General features: G+C 57.6%; 18 protein-coding genes. 7 read left to right on the top strand and 11 right to left on the bottom strand.

Annotated features, from left to right (window positions below; translation table 11 throughout):
- Position 1: 1 nt before the first annotated feature.
- From feoB to K419_RS0111050, 6 genes are all read right to left on the bottom strand, one after another.
- Positions 2–2,227, bottom strand: a complete 2,226-nt coding sequence (gene feoB / locus K419_RS0111025; protein ID WP_026841635.1) for a ferrous iron transport protein B — start codon at positions 2,225–2,227, stop codon at positions 2–4.
- Complete coding sequence (locus tag K419_RS0111030; RefSeq protein ID WP_026841636.1) at positions 2,224–2,451, bottom strand: FeoA family protein; 228 nt, start codon at positions 2,449–2,451, stop codon at positions 2,224–2,226. Before K419_RS0111030 ends, feoB begins: the two co-directional genes overlap by 4 nt.
- Positions 2,452–2,455: 4 nt before the next feature.
- On the bottom strand, positions 2,456–2,707 hold the full coding sequence (locus tag K419_RS0111035) for a FeoA family protein (protein ID WP_026841637.1): 252 nt from the start codon (positions 2,705–2,707) through the stop codon (positions 2,456–2,458).
- Between the two features lie 84 nt (positions 2,708–2,791).
- Entirely contained in the window at positions 2,792–4,222 is a 1,431-nt protein-coding gene (locus tag K419_RS0111040) for a carbohydrate porin (RefSeq protein ID WP_026841638.1), read from the bottom strand.
- Positions 4,223–4,496: 274 nt separating this feature from the next.
- The gene (locus K419_RS0111045; RefSeq protein ID WP_084154202.1) at positions 4,497–4,952 is read right to left on the bottom strand and encodes a Fur family transcriptional regulator; all 456 of its coding nucleotides are present in this window, start codon (positions 4,950–4,952) and stop codon (positions 4,497–4,499) included.
- Between the two features lie 283 nt (positions 4,953–5,235).
- Positions 5,236–5,685: a hypothetical protein gene (locus K419_RS0111050; protein ID WP_026841640.1), complete on the bottom strand. Its 450-nt coding sequence runs from the start codon at positions 5,683–5,685 to the stop codon at positions 5,236–5,238.
- Positions 5,686–5,945: 260 nt separating this feature from the next.
- On the opposite strand from K419_RS0111050, the gene K419_RS0111055 reads away from it, so the two are divergent.
- The 6 genes from K419_RS0111055 to K419_RS0111075 all read left to right on the top strand — a co-directional run bounded on the left by K419_RS0111055 (position 5,946) and on the right by K419_RS0111075 (position 9,478).
- Positions 5,946–6,347, top strand: coding sequence for a YidB family protein (locus K419_RS0111055; protein ID WP_026841641.1), 402 nt, complete (start codon positions 5,946–5,948; stop codon positions 6,345–6,347).
- A 167-nt stretch (positions 6,348–6,514) separates the two neighbouring features.
- A complete protein-coding gene (locus tag K419_RS0111060) occupies positions 6,515–6,961 on the top strand; it encodes an Hsp20/alpha crystallin family protein (RefSeq protein WP_026841642.1) in 447 nt (148 codons plus the stop codon).
- Between the two features lie 31 nt (positions 6,962–6,992).
- Positions 6,993–7,391: an Hsp20/alpha crystallin family protein gene (locus K419_RS0111065; protein ID WP_026841643.1), complete on the top strand. Its 399-nt coding sequence runs from the start codon at positions 6,993–6,995 to the stop codon at positions 7,389–7,391.
- Positions 7,392–7,578: 187 nt separating this feature from the next.
- A complete protein-coding gene (locus K419_RS0111070; RefSeq protein ID WP_026841644.1) occupies positions 7,579–8,802 on the top strand; it encodes a multiheme c-type cytochrome in 1,224 nt (407 codons plus the stop codon).
- A 164-nt stretch (positions 8,803–8,966) separates the two neighbouring features.
- A complete protein-coding gene (locus K419_RS24415; protein WP_226377684.1) occupies positions 8,967–9,140 on the top strand; it encodes a type II toxin-antitoxin system HicA family toxin in 174 nt (57 codons plus the stop codon).
- The gene (locus K419_RS0111075; RefSeq protein ID WP_012532097.1) at positions 9,137–9,478 is read left to right on the top strand and encodes a type II toxin-antitoxin system HicB family antitoxin; all 342 of its coding nucleotides are present in this window, start codon (positions 9,137–9,139) and stop codon (positions 9,476–9,478) included. Before K419_RS24415 ends, K419_RS0111075 begins: the two co-directional genes overlap by 4 nt.
- Here the strand turns inward: K419_RS0111075 and K419_RS0111080 are convergent.
- The 4 genes from K419_RS0111080 to K419_RS21975 all read right to left on the bottom strand — a co-directional run bounded on the left by K419_RS0111080 (position 9,475) and on the right by K419_RS21975 (position 13,547).
- A complete protein-coding gene (locus tag K419_RS0111080) occupies positions 9,475–10,602 on the bottom strand; it encodes a CapA family protein (RefSeq protein WP_026841645.1) in 1,128 nt (375 codons plus the stop codon). The two genes, K419_RS0111075 and K419_RS0111080, sit on opposite strands and share 4 nt — an antisense overlap.
- A gap of 250 nt (positions 10,603–10,852) precedes the next feature.
- Positions 10,853–11,308 (bottom strand): hypothetical protein, encoded by a 456-nt coding sequence (locus K419_RS0111090; RefSeq protein WP_026841647.1) that lies wholly within the window; start codon positions 11,306–11,308, stop codon positions 10,853–10,855.
- A gap of 896 nt (positions 11,309–12,204) precedes the next feature.
- Positions 12,205–12,642 (bottom strand): hypothetical protein, encoded by a 438-nt coding sequence (locus K419_RS0111095; protein ID WP_026841648.1) that lies wholly within the window; start codon positions 12,640–12,642, stop codon positions 12,205–12,207.
- Between the two features lie 203 nt (positions 12,643–12,845).
- Positions 12,846–13,547 carry an ATP-binding protein gene (locus tag K419_RS21975; RefSeq protein WP_226377683.1) on the bottom strand — a complete coding sequence of 234 codons (702 nt, stop codon included), beginning with the start codon at positions 13,545–13,547 and terminating at the stop codon, positions 12,846–12,848.
- A 299-nt stretch (positions 13,548–13,846) separates the two neighbouring features.
- Here K419_RS21975 and K419_RS23535 point away from each other — a divergent pair, with 299 nt between their 5' ends.
- On the top strand, positions 13,847–14,146 hold the full coding sequence (locus tag K419_RS23535; protein WP_156912203.1) for a hypothetical protein: 300 nt from the start codon (positions 13,847–13,849) through the stop codon (positions 14,144–14,146).
- 223 nt (positions 14,147–14,369) lie between these two features.
- Here the strand turns inward: K419_RS23535 and K419_RS0111105 are convergent.
- On the bottom strand, positions 14,370–14,586 hold a 217-nt coding region (locus K419_RS0111105), incomplete at its 5' end, for an ATP-binding protein (RefSeq protein WP_026841649.1).

Genomic DNA, 14,586 nt, shown 5'->3' on the forward strand with positions numbered 1-14,586 from the left:
GTCAGCCTCCAAACCCCAGGAAGCTCCCCCCCTGGTAGATGATAAGTGCCGCCGACCAGGCCAGCATTGTCTGATACACGAGCCCCACGACCGCCCATTTCCAGGTGCCGAACTCCTGGCGCATCGCCGCGATCGCCACCACGCACGGCATGTAGAGCAGGACGAAGACCATGAAGGCATAGGAGGACAGAGGAGTAAAAACCCCCTGTAGCGCGTGTCTCAGCGAAGAACGATCCTTCTCCTTCTCCTCCGGCACCGGCAGGTAGAACAGTGTCTTCACGGCCTTGTTGCAGGCGGCTCCAAAGGAAACTGCAATCTCCTTCAGGTCCTCCTTCAGGGTCGGCACCTCCCCTTTCTCGTCCTTCTGCGGCGCGTAGATTTCGCCCATGGTGCCAACGACGATCTCTTTGGCAATGACCCCGGAGATCAGGGACGAGGCCGCCTCCCAGTTGCCAAAGCCCAGGGGCTGGAACACCGGCGCCACCACCGCGCCCGCCTGCCCAAGATAGGAATCGCGCTTGTGCTGCACCCCCCAGGGGAGGTTCAAAAGAAACCAGACCAGGATGGAGACGGCGAAGATGTAGGTGCCGGCCTTGAACAGGAAGTGCTTTCCCTTCTCCCAGGTGTGCACGCAGAGGCTGCTGAAAGAGGGCATCCGGTAGGGGGGGAGCTCCATGATGAACATGGGCGCTTCGCCGCGAAAGAGCGTCCTCTTGAAGAGGAGCCCCATCAGCACGGCGAGCAGTATCCCCATCACGTAGAGCGACCAGATAACGGTGCTCGAGTTGTTCGGGAAGAAGGCAGATACGAAGACAACGTACACCGGCAGGCGCGCGCCGCACGACATGAGCGGTACCAAAAGAGCGGTCAGCACCTTGTCCTTGGGGTTCTCCAGAGTCCGGGTGGCGTAGATCCCAGGCACGTTGCAGCCAAAGCCGAGCAGCATCGGTATGAAGGACTTCCCGTGCAGGCCGATGGAATGCATGGTGCGGTCCATGACGAAGGCGGCCCGGGCCATGTAGCCGCTCCCTTCGAGGAAGGTGATGAAGAACATCATTGCGAAAATGACCGGGACAAACACCAGCACCGATCCCACGCCGGCTATGACCCCGTCGTTCACCAACGAGACGGTCCAATCCGGCGCTCCCAGCGGCAGCAAAAGCGCCGACGCCCACCTTTTGAACGGGCCTTCGGTCATGGCGCCAATCCATCCCCCGAAGGGGGCGGAGAGATCGAAGGTCAGCTTGAACAGAAGCCACATAGCGCCCAGGAAGATGGGGATACCCAGGAAGCGGTTCAGCACTATCCGGTCGATCTTCTCGGTCAGCTCCATCTGCCTGAGCTCAGGCTTTTGCAGCACCTCGCGGGTCAGCCCGGAGGCGAGCGAATAGCGGGCGTCGGCCATGATCGATTCCATGTCGTCGCCGTGGGCCTTTTTCAGGTGATGCAGCGCCTGGTACAGGAAATCGAGACGGTCGAGCTTCATCTGCTCCAGGACGTGGCTGTCCTCTTCCATCAGCTTCAGCAAAAGCCAGCGCTGCGGGTAGCGCCCCGAAAGGGGCAAGTTGCGGTGGCGCAGTTCGTCCGCCACCTGCTCCGCCGCAGCCTCGATGTCCTCGCCGTAGATCAGCTTCCTCGGCATATGCCCGGCCAGGTCGTCGGCCGCGGCCAGCACCGACTTGAAGAGTTCGTCGAGGCCGGTCTTCTTGGTGGCCGAGGTGGGGACCACGGCTACGCCCAGCATCTTCTCGATCCCCTCGACATCGATCTCATACCCTTTCGCCTGCGCCTCGTCGTAGATATTGAGCGCCATCACCACCGGGATGCCCAGCTCCAAAAGCTGCACGGTGAGGTAGAGGTTGCGCTCGAGGTTCGTGGCGTCGACCACGTTGACGATCAGGTCGGGACGCTCGTTGACCAGGTAGTCACGCGCCACGATCTCCTCCTGGGTGTAGGGGGAGAGCGAGTAGGTGCCTGGGAGATCGACCAGCCTGATCTTCCTGCCGGCGTACTCGAGCTGGGCCTCCTTTTTCTCGACCGTTACCCCGGCCCAGTTGCCGACGTGAAGCCTGGTCCCGGCGATGGCGTTGATGAGGGTCGACTTCCCGGAGTTGGGGTTTCCGGCGACGGCCACCGTGATGACTCTACCCTGCGCGGTTTGCTGCGCCGCGTCGATGTTACCCTCCGTCTCCTCCAGGCTTTCCTTGCATTTCAATTGCGTGCTCACCCTGCCACCTCCACCGCGATGCCTTCCGCTTCCTTCTTGCGCAGCGACAGGCTGTAACTTTTGATGCTGACCTCAATCGGATCCCCCATCGGGGCCACTTTGAGCACCTTCACCTCTTCGCCCACCAGCACCCCCATGTCCATGAGGCGCCGCTTCAGGGGCCCGATGGACCCGATGGCGGTGATCTTCCCTTTTTCCCCCGGCCTCAGCTTTGCCAGATTCATCGCACTACCTCCTCACCATGATTTTCATTGCCATGCGCCGGGCGATGGCGATTCTCGATTCGTCCACCCTGAGCAGAACCGTGCCGCCGCCGTTTTTCAGCATCTCCACGCTCCTTCCCACCCGGATCCCCATGTCCTCCACCCGGATCGCCGTCTTTTCCAGCTCGCCTCGCACCGCGGAAGTTTCCGTCTTGCCCAAAAGGATCTCGACTATCTCGCCGCATTCGCCTGCACCTAAAATTCCGAGTGGTATCATGAGACGCTCCTCTCCATAATCTTAATATTCATTTTCACTCAACAGACAAAAAGACGGGCAGGAAAGTTCCCCTGCCCTATTCGATCAGAAGCTGATCCGGGCGCGCAGCGCGAGCGCCAGCACGTCGTCGTTGCCGCGCAGCCCGGCCGGGTGGACCAGGTACTGCGCCACCGGCGCGATCTCGATCTGGTCGTTCACCTTGAACTTGTAGTAGACCTCGGCCAGCTTCTCCTGGGTATCGGCGATGGAGCCGTGCGCCTTGATCTGGCCGTAGGCTACGCCGAGAACGTCGTCCTTTCTGGAGGGGAAAAGCCCGGCGTACTGCCCGCCGGCGCTCCAGGCCTGCTGGACCTCGTAGACATCCTTGTCGCGCTGGCCGTAGCGGGCGAAGAGGGTCAGCTTCTCGGTCAGCTGCTGGTCGAGGCTCGCTCCGAAGTTCCAGGCGTTTTTCTGCTCCAGCTTGCCTGTGAGTGCCCCGTCCAGGGCGGCGTAAAGGCGGTAGTTCCCTTCCAGATTCCCTGCCTTCACCTTGTAGTCGAGTTCCGCGATGCCGAAGCCGTGGCTGAAGATGTCGGCTGAGTCGGAGCTGTCTTCGCTGCCCGCATCGCCGCTGCCATAGCCAAGGCCAACGACGAGGGAATCGGTCAGTTTCGCTGCCACCCTTGCGCCCGGCCCGTTGGCAGGGAAGGGGAGCACGGCGGAGTGGACGAAGGCGCCGGCCAGGAACTGCCCGGTCTCGTCGTTGGCGACCGCGTTGGAATCGAAGTAGTTGGAAAGGTCGACCTTGCCGGCGGTCAGCACCATCCGGTCGTCGAAGGCTGAATGCTCGACCCACGCCTCGCGGAATCTGACCCGGTCGCTGGTGGATCCGGCCAGGCCGTTCAGGCCCGAGAAGGAGTTGATGCCAGCGGTCTTGTCGATCCCTTCGCCGCCGGTCGCTTCTAGGTCGAGGACGGCGATAGTGTTCTCCCCCACCTTGAAGTTGAAGACCAGATCGGCGCGTCCTACGGTGTCCGCGTGGTTTTTAGGGGTATGACCGACGGTCCCCTGGAGCACGCCGACCATACCGCCGCTAAGGGAGATGTTCTTGGTGAGCGCGGTGAACCTGGTGCCCAGGTCCTGATAGCGGGACTGAAAGGTCCGGGTGCCGACCAGCAGCATCTCGGCGCGCAGTTCCTCCTTCAAGTCGGCGAGCAGCAGCAGGTCTTCCCTGTCCACCGCCTGGTTTCCCTCCTTCACCGCTTTTTCCGCCATTTTCTCGGTCAAAAGCTGTACCGCCAGCGCGACATCTATCCGGGTGCACTCGTGTTGCTTTCCCTCCAGGAACTCCGGAGTGAAGAGCCCTTCGACCTTGTACTTCGCTCCGAGCCGCACAATCTCCTGGCAGGCCTTGTGCTTCAGTTCCACCCTTTCCGGAACCACCAGATCCGGATGCAGCGCGAACGCTGCTTCGGAAGAAAGCAAAAGGCTCCCCGCCAAGAATGCAGTTGCTACCGAAATCTTCTTGATACCCATCTCACCCCCCTCTTCAACTGTTGCGGCTGCCATTCCTCACTCTGTAAAAACGGATTATTCTATTTGGCTTATTGCTTTAGGCATCGGCATTTGACGTATCGGCTAGCAGCTGTAAAACTGAAAGTTAATTTCACTCATTGGAGAAAAAAAATACTACTCCCTTAGCAGCAGATAGCTCCGAAGCGGCATAAATGTTCCGCAGAGGTGTATCTGGCGTATCCTATAGCCATCAGCGCGAATCAATCGCAGCAGGCTTTATAGGTCCTGCAAGTAATCAGTTAGCGTTGGGATGACGTCCCTGACAGTGGCGGCAAAGCCCCTTGAGCTCGATCTTCAGTGTCTCGATGGCGAAGCCGAGATTATGAGCACGCCTTAGCTGTTCTTTCTCGACCGCGCCGTTTTCAAACTCGGTGACGGTGCCGCAGTCGCTGCAAACAAGATAGTCATGCCGTTCGCCCTGCCGGGCCAACTCATAGCGGGTGAACCCATCACCAAGATTGATCTCGCGGGCGAGACCGGACTCGGCAAGGAGCCTCAAGGAGCGATAAACGGTGGCATGGCCGATATAGGGATGCTTCGCGCGCAAGAGCAGATAAAGCTCGTCGACGTGGGTGTGACGGCCCAGTTCGACCATCGCGTCGACCACAAGGTTGCGCTGCAAAGTCGTCTTGAGATGTTTTCTGGAAAGGAAATGGTTGAACCGCTCTTTCACTTGCTGCTTCATTTGCATGCCGCTTGCCCCGACTGTATCAGCGTGACATTTTTGCCACATATATAAAAAAGAATGTCACTTTCACCCACACTACATCGTTTTGCATGACCAAGGTTCACTCACTGGATTGCCCTGCCCAGACATCCAGCACCACTGCAAACTGGCTGATTGTTCCAGCTTTTTAATAATGACAGAGGAATCAGTTGGTTTTGAAAGTTGAAGTCGTTTATAAAGGAGGTTCTGTGAGTTGTCAACATTTTTTTTGTGACAGGTACGAGGGTGGGCACTCCTACGGTAGCTGCTACAAAAAGAGGATCTTTCCTGGGTACGCTGCACAGAGCAGCTCCAGCTTTCCTCCTGGAGAGGCATGGCCAATGACCGCCTGGTCGGCAAGATCCATCATCATCTTGTTGCGTTGATAGCATTTGGATTCGCAGGGATGGGTCACACTTTCGGCGTAGCGCGAGATCACCAGCAGGCGCCCCGCCGAGATGTGCGCTCCCCATTCGGCGTCGATCCTCCCGAGCCCCTGCGCCATGGCGACAATGATCGGCTGTGTCCCCAGCAGGAGGCGGCAAAGCACCGCCTTCTCCAGGGGGGAGTGATAGCCGGAGATGACGCATCTCCCCTCTTCCCGCTGCTCGTCGGCCCACCGGCACGCCTTCGCCGCAACTCCCTCGGGAACCTGGCGGGAACAAAGGAATGCGACCTTGTGCTGCATCAAGATTTCTTCGTTTCCGATCGAATACATTGCCGCCCCCTTTATTACCTTCCCCGCGAGCAGCCCCAAGTATAGCTGCGTAGCCGCCGCCTTGCTCCCCGCTTCCCCTCCTTTTTTTAACCGGCTTCGCCTAGTTCCTTACCCTTGCCACGGGTGGTAAACTTCTGCGGCGGATTAATCGGCGCCAATACTTACCGTGACGCAGCGCATTCAAGCGGGCCGTGACTCGAACCGCCTCATCGGTCCGGGCAGACGGTCAAGACAGGCGACAGCCAAAAGGAGGAACAAAAATGGGAATAATCGATGACGTTACCAGCAAGGTTCGCGGCATGAGCGGCGGGGAGAATTCCGGCCTCGTCAAGGGGATCGTGGAAATGCTCTCCAACAGGGAAACCGGCGGGTTGGGAGGCATCATCCAATCGTTCCAGCAAAAGGGACTGGGGGACATCATCTCCTCGTGGATCGGCAAAGGTCCCAACGCCCCCATCTCGCCTAACCAGGTGAAGGAAGGACTGGGGAACGAACGTATGCAGCAGCTTTCAACGCAGGCAGGAACCTCTACGGACGAAACGGCCAACAAACTGAGCAACATTTTGCCGGAGATGGTGGACAAGGCGACGCCGGAGGGGACTGTGCCCGAAGGGGGCATCCTGGACAAGGGACTTGAGTTCATCAAGAGCAGGTTCTCGTAGCACCTAGCCCCCGCGCCCCACAAGAAGGCGCGGGGGCTCCACTGTCAGCCAACACACCGATTCCACTCGTCTTTTCCGCACGTATCATCCCCCCTTGACAACGCAAAAACAATGCTTATTTTCCCATCAGAGAATCACTCCATCACTCTGAAAAGGAGGCAACCGACATGGCAACCTGGGATGTATTCAAAGAGTTGGACAGCCTGAGAAGAGAAATTGACGAAGCATTTCGCGGCGCAGGGTACAACCGCCCCTTCGGCCCGGCGTTCCTCTCGCCGGTGGCGACCCGCCGGTTCCCGTTGGTGAACTTCAGCGAGGATGAAGGGAGCGTCTACGTCGAGGCACTGGTACCTGGCGTCGACCCCAAGGACGTCGACCTCTCCGTCCTCAGGAACACCCTGACCATAAGCGGCGAAAGGAAACCCTTCGCAGAGGTGAAAGGCGTAATTCACCGCTCCGAGCTCGGATCCGGCAGGTTCACCCGAACGCTGGAACTCCCGGTCGACATCGACCCGAACAACATAACGGCGCAGTGCAAGGACGGGATGATGCAGATCAAGCTGGCCAAGGCCGAGCACGCGAAACCTAAGAAGATAGATATCAAACTCTCGTAAGGATCATTCCATCACGAAGGAGGTCTTAGAAATGGCACCCAACAGCTTGACCGAAAGAAACGACGAGCGCAACGCCCAGACCCGTGAGGAAACCAGGTCTAACGAAAGGTATATCCGCCCCGCGGTTAACATCGTGGAGACAGAAGAAGGACTCTTCCTGACCGCCGACCTACCGGGCGTGGCCAAGGGGGATATCGACGTCAACGTCGAAAAAGGGATCCTCACCATCACGGCGCTGGCGAAATCGACCCTTATGGGGACCCCGGTTTACAGCGAATTCCAGCTGGGGAACTACTACCGTCAGTTCACCATTCCCGAGAGCCTGGACCACGAAAAGGCCAAGGCAGACTTCGTCAACGGCATCCTGACCCTCAGGATTCCCAAGGCGGAGATCGCGAAGCCAAGACGTATCGAGGTGCAGATCGGCTGACAATCACTCAGACGAGCAGAAAGGGGATCTCCCCACCTCAAAAACCACCATCAAAATAGCAGGGGCCGCCCATGGCGGCCCTTCGCATTTCTGGCGCTTTCGGCTCATTTTTTGATCTGGATCAAAGAAATCCCCTCGGGCATATGGTTTACATGAGCACCATTTTTATATTCCCAAGGAGGTTTCAATGCTTCACTGTCTCAAAAAACTGGCCGGAGGTATGGCCTTGATGCTCATGTTGGCTGTGCCTGCACTGGCTGCCGAAAGCAACTGCATCACCTGTCACAAGAAGATCACCCCGAACATCGTCAAAGACTTCCTCGAAGGCGAGATGGGCAAAAGCGGCAGCGTCGACTGCTTCCACTGCCATGGCAAAGAGCACCAAAGCGCGAAAGACGTGGCCAAGGTCACCATGCCGACCGAGAAGACCTGCAAGCAGTGCCACACCAAGGAGCATGACCAGTACGCCTCCGGCAAGCACGCCTTGGCCTGGGTCGCCATGGACGCCATGCCGACCAACAAGATCCAGCCCCACGCCTACATCCAGGGTATGAAGGGATGCGGCGGCTGCCACAAGGTCGGCATCCGCGACGAGAAGTCCCGCGACGAGGGTCGCTACGGCTCGCCCTGCAATTCCTGCCACACCCGCCACAAGTTCAGCAAGGCCGAGGCGAAGAAACCCGAAGCCTGCCGCACCTGCCACATGGGCTTCGACCATCCGCAGTGGGAGATGTGGTCCAACTCCAAGCACGGCTCCATCTACCAGATGGAAGGCGACACCGGCCGGGCCCCCACCTGCCAGACCTGCCACATGGGTGACGGCGACCACAACGTAATGACCTCCTGGGGCTTCCTCGCCCTGCGCCTGCCGGAAGAGGACGCCGAGTGGATGGGGTACCGCGTGACCATCCTCAAGGGTCTGGGAGTTCTCGACGCAGCCGGCAAGCCGACCCCGCGCCTGGATCTCGTGAAGGCAGGCAAGGTAGCCCGCCTGACCAAGGAGGAGTGGCAGGCGTCCCGCGACAAGATGGTGGGCGTCTGCAGCAAGTGCCACAGCCCCAGCTACGCGAAGACCAGCCTTGGCAACGCCGACAAGATGATCAAGGAAGCCGACAAGCTGATGGCCGAGGCGATCACCATAGTCGCCGACCTGTACGACAAGGGGATCATCAAGCCACAGAAAGGTCAGCCGGCCTACCCGGACCTGCTCACCTTCTACGACACCAGGACACCCATCGAGCAGACCCTGTACGTGATGTTCCTGGAGCACCGCATGCGTGCCTTCCAGGGTGCGTTCCACATGAACCCCGACTACGTCACCTGGTACGGTCTGGCCGAAATGCAGAAGGACCTGGTGGATATCAAGGCCGATGCAGCAGCGATGATCCGCGAATCGGGTCACAAGAAGTAAAGCCTTATTTCCAATGCTTAAAAAAAAAGCGGGGCGTCTAGGACGCCCCGCTTTTTTCACAGAAAGCCCGTGAAGCAGCGGGTGCGCCACCATCCTTAGGCGAAATTGACACCGTAGTATCACCGTAGTATCATCACTCACTGCCACCAAAGATCCGGGAACTCATAGAGCGTCTAAAGAAAGCTGGATTTGTCGACCGGGGCGGCAAAGGGAGCCATCGGAACTTCACCCATCCCGATTGCGCCAAACCGATAACATTATCCGGCAACCTCGGTGACGACGCGAAACCTTACCAGCAACGGCAGGTCGAAGCTGCAATCAAGGAGTGCAAAAAGTGAAGAAGACAGACAAGTACTTGAAACTGGTCGAGTGGTCCGAGGAGGATGGTTGTTATGTCGGGACCTGTCCAGGTCTTATCTACGGCGGGGTCCATGGAGATAATGAGGCAGAGGTTTACCGTGAGCTTTGTGAAACGGTGGCGGAGGCAATAGAGCTGTACGAAGCCGATGGCAAGCCGCTGCCACCTGCCACGGCAAATAAGGAGTACTCCGGTCGGTTTGTGCTGAGGGTCGACAAGGAGTTGCATCGCCAAGTAGCCATCCGTGCCCTCAGATCCGGCGAAAGCCTGAACAGCTATTGCCAAAAGATATTGAAGAAAGCAATCGCGGAAGGCTAACCCTTCACAGTTTGAGCCCATCTTAGCAAGAGCGTCTGATCTTCGGTCTCTTCGACATGAGTCCCGAACCCCTTACCCTGGAGGTTCATGGTGTCACGCAGCCAGCGCGAGTCGGCGCCACTTACGCGGACCACCTGGAACTTTCGCACCCGCGTTGGTATCAGCCTCAGTTCCTTCAGCTCGCCTGTCTTCCCTTCCACATCCGCAAAGTACATGAAGCCGAGGTCGCCGTGATACGCTTCCTTCCCCCTTATCCCCTCGTAGTCGGTCAGAAAATCACCGCAACCATAGATGATCAGCTTGCCCCGGTACACCTCAATCCCCTTCACATGATGGGAGGAGTGGCCATGGATCAGGTCGACTCCGGCGCTGTCGATGAGACGATGGGCGAAGGCTACCTGTTCAGGCGGGATCTCGAATCCCCAGTTGCCTCCCCAGTGGATGGAGGCGACCACCAAGTCCCCCTCCCGCTTCACCTGCCGCACCGACTCTCTCAACCTGTCCGCCGTCCGATCTGAAAGGTCCGGCAGCAGGTTCACGCCAGCCATTTCCTTTCCTGCTCCCCATTCGGAGGGGATGCCGCTGGAGGCATCCCCCAAGGAGAAGACATGCACCCTCCCCTTGCCCGGAACTGAAACGGTCGCAGGTCCCGCCGCCGACGAAAGGTCGAGGCCGGCCCCGGCGCATCGCACTCCGGATTCCTTTAGCGTCCGGAGCGTCTCTTCCAGCCCCCGATACCCCCAGTCCATGACGTGGTTGTTCGCCAAAGCGCAGACATCAATCCCGGCGGCTGTTATCGCCGGGAAGTTGCGCGGGTGCATGCGGTAGTTGATCCCCTTGTCGGGCCAGAACTCCTCCGACGTTGTCACGCTGGTTTCCAGGTTGATCAGTTTCACGTCCGGGCGAAGCCGGCGGAAGATTTCGATGGCGTCACCCCAGAGGTAGTCGAATGGTACCGGCCTTGGTATCGGGCCGCTGACCTTTTCTGCCAGATCCACATAACGGCGGGCGTCGGTTACGAACCACTCGTAGAGGTGCGGGTCGACCGGGTGAGGCAGTATCTGATCGATCCCCCTGCCGACCATGACGTCGCCGCACATGAAGATGGAGACAGGATTTTGCATCAGCTCAGCTCTCGGTTCGCCTGGCTTGTAAGCGTTGGACCAAGTCCCCCCACTCCCCCTTGGGACTCCCTTCCTTTTTTAGATGCCAGCTCTGGTGGGCCATCTGGCCGCCGTTGCCGTGACATGCCTTGCCGCAAAGGGGACAGGTCCAAGCGTAGGGGGAATGGCTGCGTTCCCGTTTCTTTTTGGCATCGTCTTTAGAGAGCATACAGAACCTCCTGTCGTGGCGGATCGAGGCTTACCTCTCCTCTCAAAGGCAGGCCGTGATCGCCTTATACGCAGTGGTGAGTTCGAAGGCTGAGCGCTGGTCATACAAACAGAAGTCTGCGATGTTTTGTATTTTTCCCTGAAAGGAGGAGTGCCAGGCACTATCTGCGGACACGATCACGCCGGCGCTCTGGTCGTGGAACTGGTCGGCGGTTATGTCTATGGTGAAATCCCCAAGTTGAAGCCATGCATGGGTACGCCCGTTCCTCTTTCCGAGCACGTAGTGAGAGCGTCCGCACCCGTTAACCTGTAGATATTTTGCCAACAGCAGTGATGCATCCCCGCAAGCGCCGACGGGGAAGCCCCGAAGGGTTATCAAGCGGCCCATCCGCGGATTGCTCCTCAAGATCGCGCACCGGAATCGCTCGGCCAGCCGGAACAGGAGTTCCTGGAACGGGTCGGGCCGCGCCTTAATCAGCGGAATGCGCACATACTTCATGGGGGAGGGCTCCTTTTGGAGATACGATCGAACCGACACAAGAGCCCTCCTTGCCTCCGTGCTCTTCCAACTCTCCCCAGTTCCAGTCGTTGACCTGTAATCGGTTATCTGGACCGAATGCGTAGGGACCGCAGGTCAGCATAGCAGTGGTTGACAGATTGTCACCTGCCCTGAGAACTTACAACAAAGCGGTGTAAATCCAAAACAAGCGCATGCTCAACTGGATCCCGCCCAACTGGATCCCTCCCGGGCCGAAAAGGCATTTACACAAAATCCCCTACATGCCCGGGCCGTGACAAGTTGAAACGGGCGCATGCTAATTTGTCATGAGGCCGTGACAAATTGAAATGGGCGCATGCTAATTTGCCATGAGGCCGTGACAAATTGGAACGGGCGCGTGTTAATTTGTCGCGAGGTCGTGACAAATTGAAACGGCCGCGTGCTAATTTGTCGTGAGGTCGTGACAAATTGAAACGGCCGCGTGCTAATTTGTCGTGAGGACGTGACAAATTGAAACGGCCGCATGCTAAATTGTCGTGAGGCCGTGACAAAATGAAACGGGCGCATGCTAAATTGTCGTGAGGCCGTGACAAAATGAAACGGAAGCATGCTAATTTGTCGTGAGGCCGTGACAAATTGAACGTGAAATGGGGGCACCATAGAGCGAGGGCGAGCATGTGTCGGGGGTAACAAACTTTGTGGGCCGGGTCACGGATGGCAGGTTTGGAGCATCGCGAGTAGAGTCAAGAGCGGGTGATGCCCCGTTGGTAGACCGGGGTGGATGAATAAAAGGGGCTACCTGACCGGTAACCCCGATGTTCGTTATAGTATCGATTGCCAGCGTGTGATCACGACCGTGGATCAGGGGATCGGCTTCCTCCGGTCGGACAACATCATCAGGAGTTGGTTTGTTCGGCGTCCGATACCTTGACATCTTCAGACGGAGTCTGGGGTACGTTCGTCCTGGATATGGTCCTGTGGTCCTTACTGAGTTCGAAACCCGAGACGACGATCACTTCTGGGAAACGGATAGAAGCCGCTTCCAAAACCGATGCGATTTCGTCCATATGATCGATTAACTGCGCCTGGAGAACCTCGCGCGCGGCAATATCAAGCTTGCTGGAGTAGAGAGAGGCCCTCTGGTACACCTCGTGGTACTTTGCTGCCTCGGCCAAAAACGATGACAGCAGTTCAGGATGCGCAGCCCATACCGATCCCGGGATCTTCGGGTTGTCCGTCAGGCACTTCCACACTCTCAACAAGATGTTGTAAAACCTGCTCGGCGCCTTGATCCGATAGTTGCGCAAGATTCTGCACTGGGATTGCCGTGTCATATCGTACCTCCTTTACCCAGGTCGGCTGGGTTTGCAGTCTGCTTGGCCCATGAAGATTAATAAAAACTCATGCGCCAGTGTACTGGGCATTGCCGAATTTTCAAGGGGCGTGGAGAGAGGAAATTTCGATCACGATTACCGCAGCCTGGAGAGGATGACGTAAAAAAGGGGGACAGGCACCTGCGGGGCCAGTCCCCTCCTTGTTACGCAGTCTTCCGGTCGAGGCTGCGGTACTGGATGGCTTCGGAGATGTGGTGTTCCTTTATTCCCTCGCTTCCTTCCAGATCAGCAATGGTGCGGGCCACCTTCAGGATCCTGGTGTAGCTTCGGGCGGAAAGCCCCAACCGGTCGGTGACGGTTTCCAGCATCCTGCTCCCGACCGCGTCGGTCTCGCAGAACTTGCGGATCATCCGCGCCGTCATCTGGGCATTGCTGTGCACCTTGGTCCCCTTGAAGCGCTCCTTCTGCACTTCATGGGAGCGTGCGACGCGCGCTGCGATCTCCATCGAGCCCTCGCTCTCTCCCCGATCGGAGAGTTCGCGATATTTCAGGGCGGGAACCTCGATATGTATGTCGATGCGGTCGAGCAGCGGCCCGGAGACCCGAGAGCGGTAGCGTTGGATCATGAGCGGGGTACAGGAACACTGGTGCACCGGGTCGGCAAGGTAGCCGCAAGGGCAGGGGTTCATCGCGGCGACCAGCATGATGCGGCTCGGGTAGGTGACCGAGGCGAGGGCGCGGGAGATGGTGACCCTGCCGTCCTCCATCGGTTGCCGCAACACCTCCAGCACGTGCTTCTTGAACTCGGGCAACTCGTCGAGGAAAAGGACGCCGTTGTGGGAAAGCGAAACCTCGCCGGGCTTCGGGGTGTTGCTGTCGTTTCCAACAGATATTGCTACAACCACAAAGCGCCTCACTGCCCCATTTAACTTTGCAATTAAAAATGGTTATCACGCGCCTTCTCTCCGTCAAACGCACGAACTAACTAGAAGATTGACGGTAGTTATGGCTACTGTTTCTAACTGTTGCTGCTACTAAATTCTGATTTGTAGTTGTTTTCGCTACAAAGTTTGAATCCGTCTTACCCCGCATCCCAACTGCGACGGCAGCAACAAAATGTGGTAAATTTAATACTTACTACAAGGTAATGCCCCCTGCGCTCAGCCGAGGGCAATTTTCTTCATGCAACGAGGAGATGGATGAGATGGATTTTTCATTCCCAGATTCCAGGCTCAGTGTTGTAAAAGAATGCGTGAAACTTTTGAAACATTTACCACTTTCACCCTTGAAACGACTACGGGTGGAGGTTTTGTTGTTAAAGACAGCCATTGCACTGCTTTCTGATACGCCACTGAGTGGTGTAAAACCTGAAAATTGTAGCGACACATCATGCGAGGAAATTTTACTGATGATGCAAAATCCCAATGCTTCCGATGCCTTTTATCACAACCTGTTGCAAGCTTTGATAGCCTACGAAATTAATTTATCAGCTCAAACAGGGTAATTCTTGGGGACCAGGTCAGTATCAAGTAGATGAATCTGGAGAGGAATGATTTGGCCACGTGCCCGTAGTAGTCTCCATACATCGCTCTTGCGTATTCCGATGATTGCGACCGGGTGAACTGATGTGATTGCGACCGCCGTTCCGCTGTGATTGCGACCAGCGTTCCGGGAATTGCGACCGGGTAGTCGCGAGGTGAGGTCGTCACTGTCTCATAGGTCCCGTGTCAGGTCAACGTCGATCTCTTCCGCCGCATCGAGTCCTTCCCTTGCAGGTCGATCTTGTGGGCATTGTGCACCAACCGGTCTAGTATCGCATCGGCCACGGTCTTGTCCTGCATCGCGTCGTGCCACGTCTTGACCGGCAACTGGCTGGTAATGACGGTGGCAGCCCTGTCGTAGCGTTCCTCGATGATCTCCAGCAACTCCTTTTGGTCGTCCCTG

Origin of the sequence: Citrifermentans bremense R1 (assembly GCF_000426865.1) — a bacterium.
GTDB classification, from domain to species: Bacteria; Desulfobacterota; Desulfuromonadia; order Geobacterales; family Geobacteraceae; genus Geomonas; species Geomonas bremensis.

Bases quoted from the DNA above. Each gene is read 5' to 3' on its own strand.
- K419_RS0111050 (WP_026841640.1), bottom strand. From the start codon at position 5,685: ATGTATTCGATCGGAAACGAAGAAATCTTGATGCAGCACAAGGTCGCA.
- K419_RS0111070 (WP_026841644.1), top strand. From the start codon at position 7,579: ATGCTTCACTGTCTCAAAAAACTGGCCGGAGGTATGGCCTTGATGCTC.
- K419_RS0111065 (WP_026841643.1), top strand. From the start codon at position 6,993: ATGGCACCCAACAGCTTGACCGAAAGAAACGACGAGCGCAACGCCCAG.
- K419_RS0111040 (WP_026841638.1), bottom strand. From the start codon at position 4,222: ATGGGTATCAAGAAGATTTCGGTAGCAACTGCATTCTTGGCGGGGAGC.
- K419_RS0111060 (WP_026841642.1), top strand. From the start codon at position 6,515: ATGGCAACCTGGGATGTATTCAAAGAGTTGGACAGCCTGAGAAGAGAA.
- K419_RS0111095 (WP_026841648.1), bottom strand. From the start codon at position 12,642: ATGACACGGCAATCCCAGTGCAGAATCTTGCGCAACTATCGGATCAAG.
- K419_RS0111080 (WP_026841645.1), bottom strand. From the start codon at position 10,602: ATGCAAAATCCTGTCTCCATCTTCATGTGCGGCGACGTCATGGTCGGC.
- K419_RS0111055 (WP_026841641.1), top strand. From the start codon at position 5,946: ATGGGAATAATCGATGACGTTACCAGCAAGGTTCGCGGCATGAGCGGC.
- K419_RS0111035 (WP_026841637.1), bottom strand. From the start codon at position 2,707: ATGATACCACTCGGAATTTTAGGTGCAGGCGAATGCGGCGAGATAGTC.
- K419_RS0111045 (WP_084154202.1), bottom strand. From the start codon at position 4,952: ATGCAAATGAAGCAGCAAGTGAAAGAGCGGTTCAACCATTTCCTTTCC.
- K419_RS0111090 (WP_026841647.1), bottom strand. From the start codon at position 11,308: ATGAAGTATGTGCGCATTCCGCTGATTAAGGCGCGGCCCGACCCGTTC.
- K419_RS0111030 (WP_026841636.1), bottom strand. From the start codon at position 2,451: ATGAATCTGGCAAAGCTGAGGCCGGGGGAAAAAGGGAAGATCACCGCC.
- K419_RS23535 (WP_156912203.1), top strand. From the start codon at position 13,847: ATGGATTTTTCATTCCCAGATTCCAGGCTCAGTGTTGTAAAAGAATGC.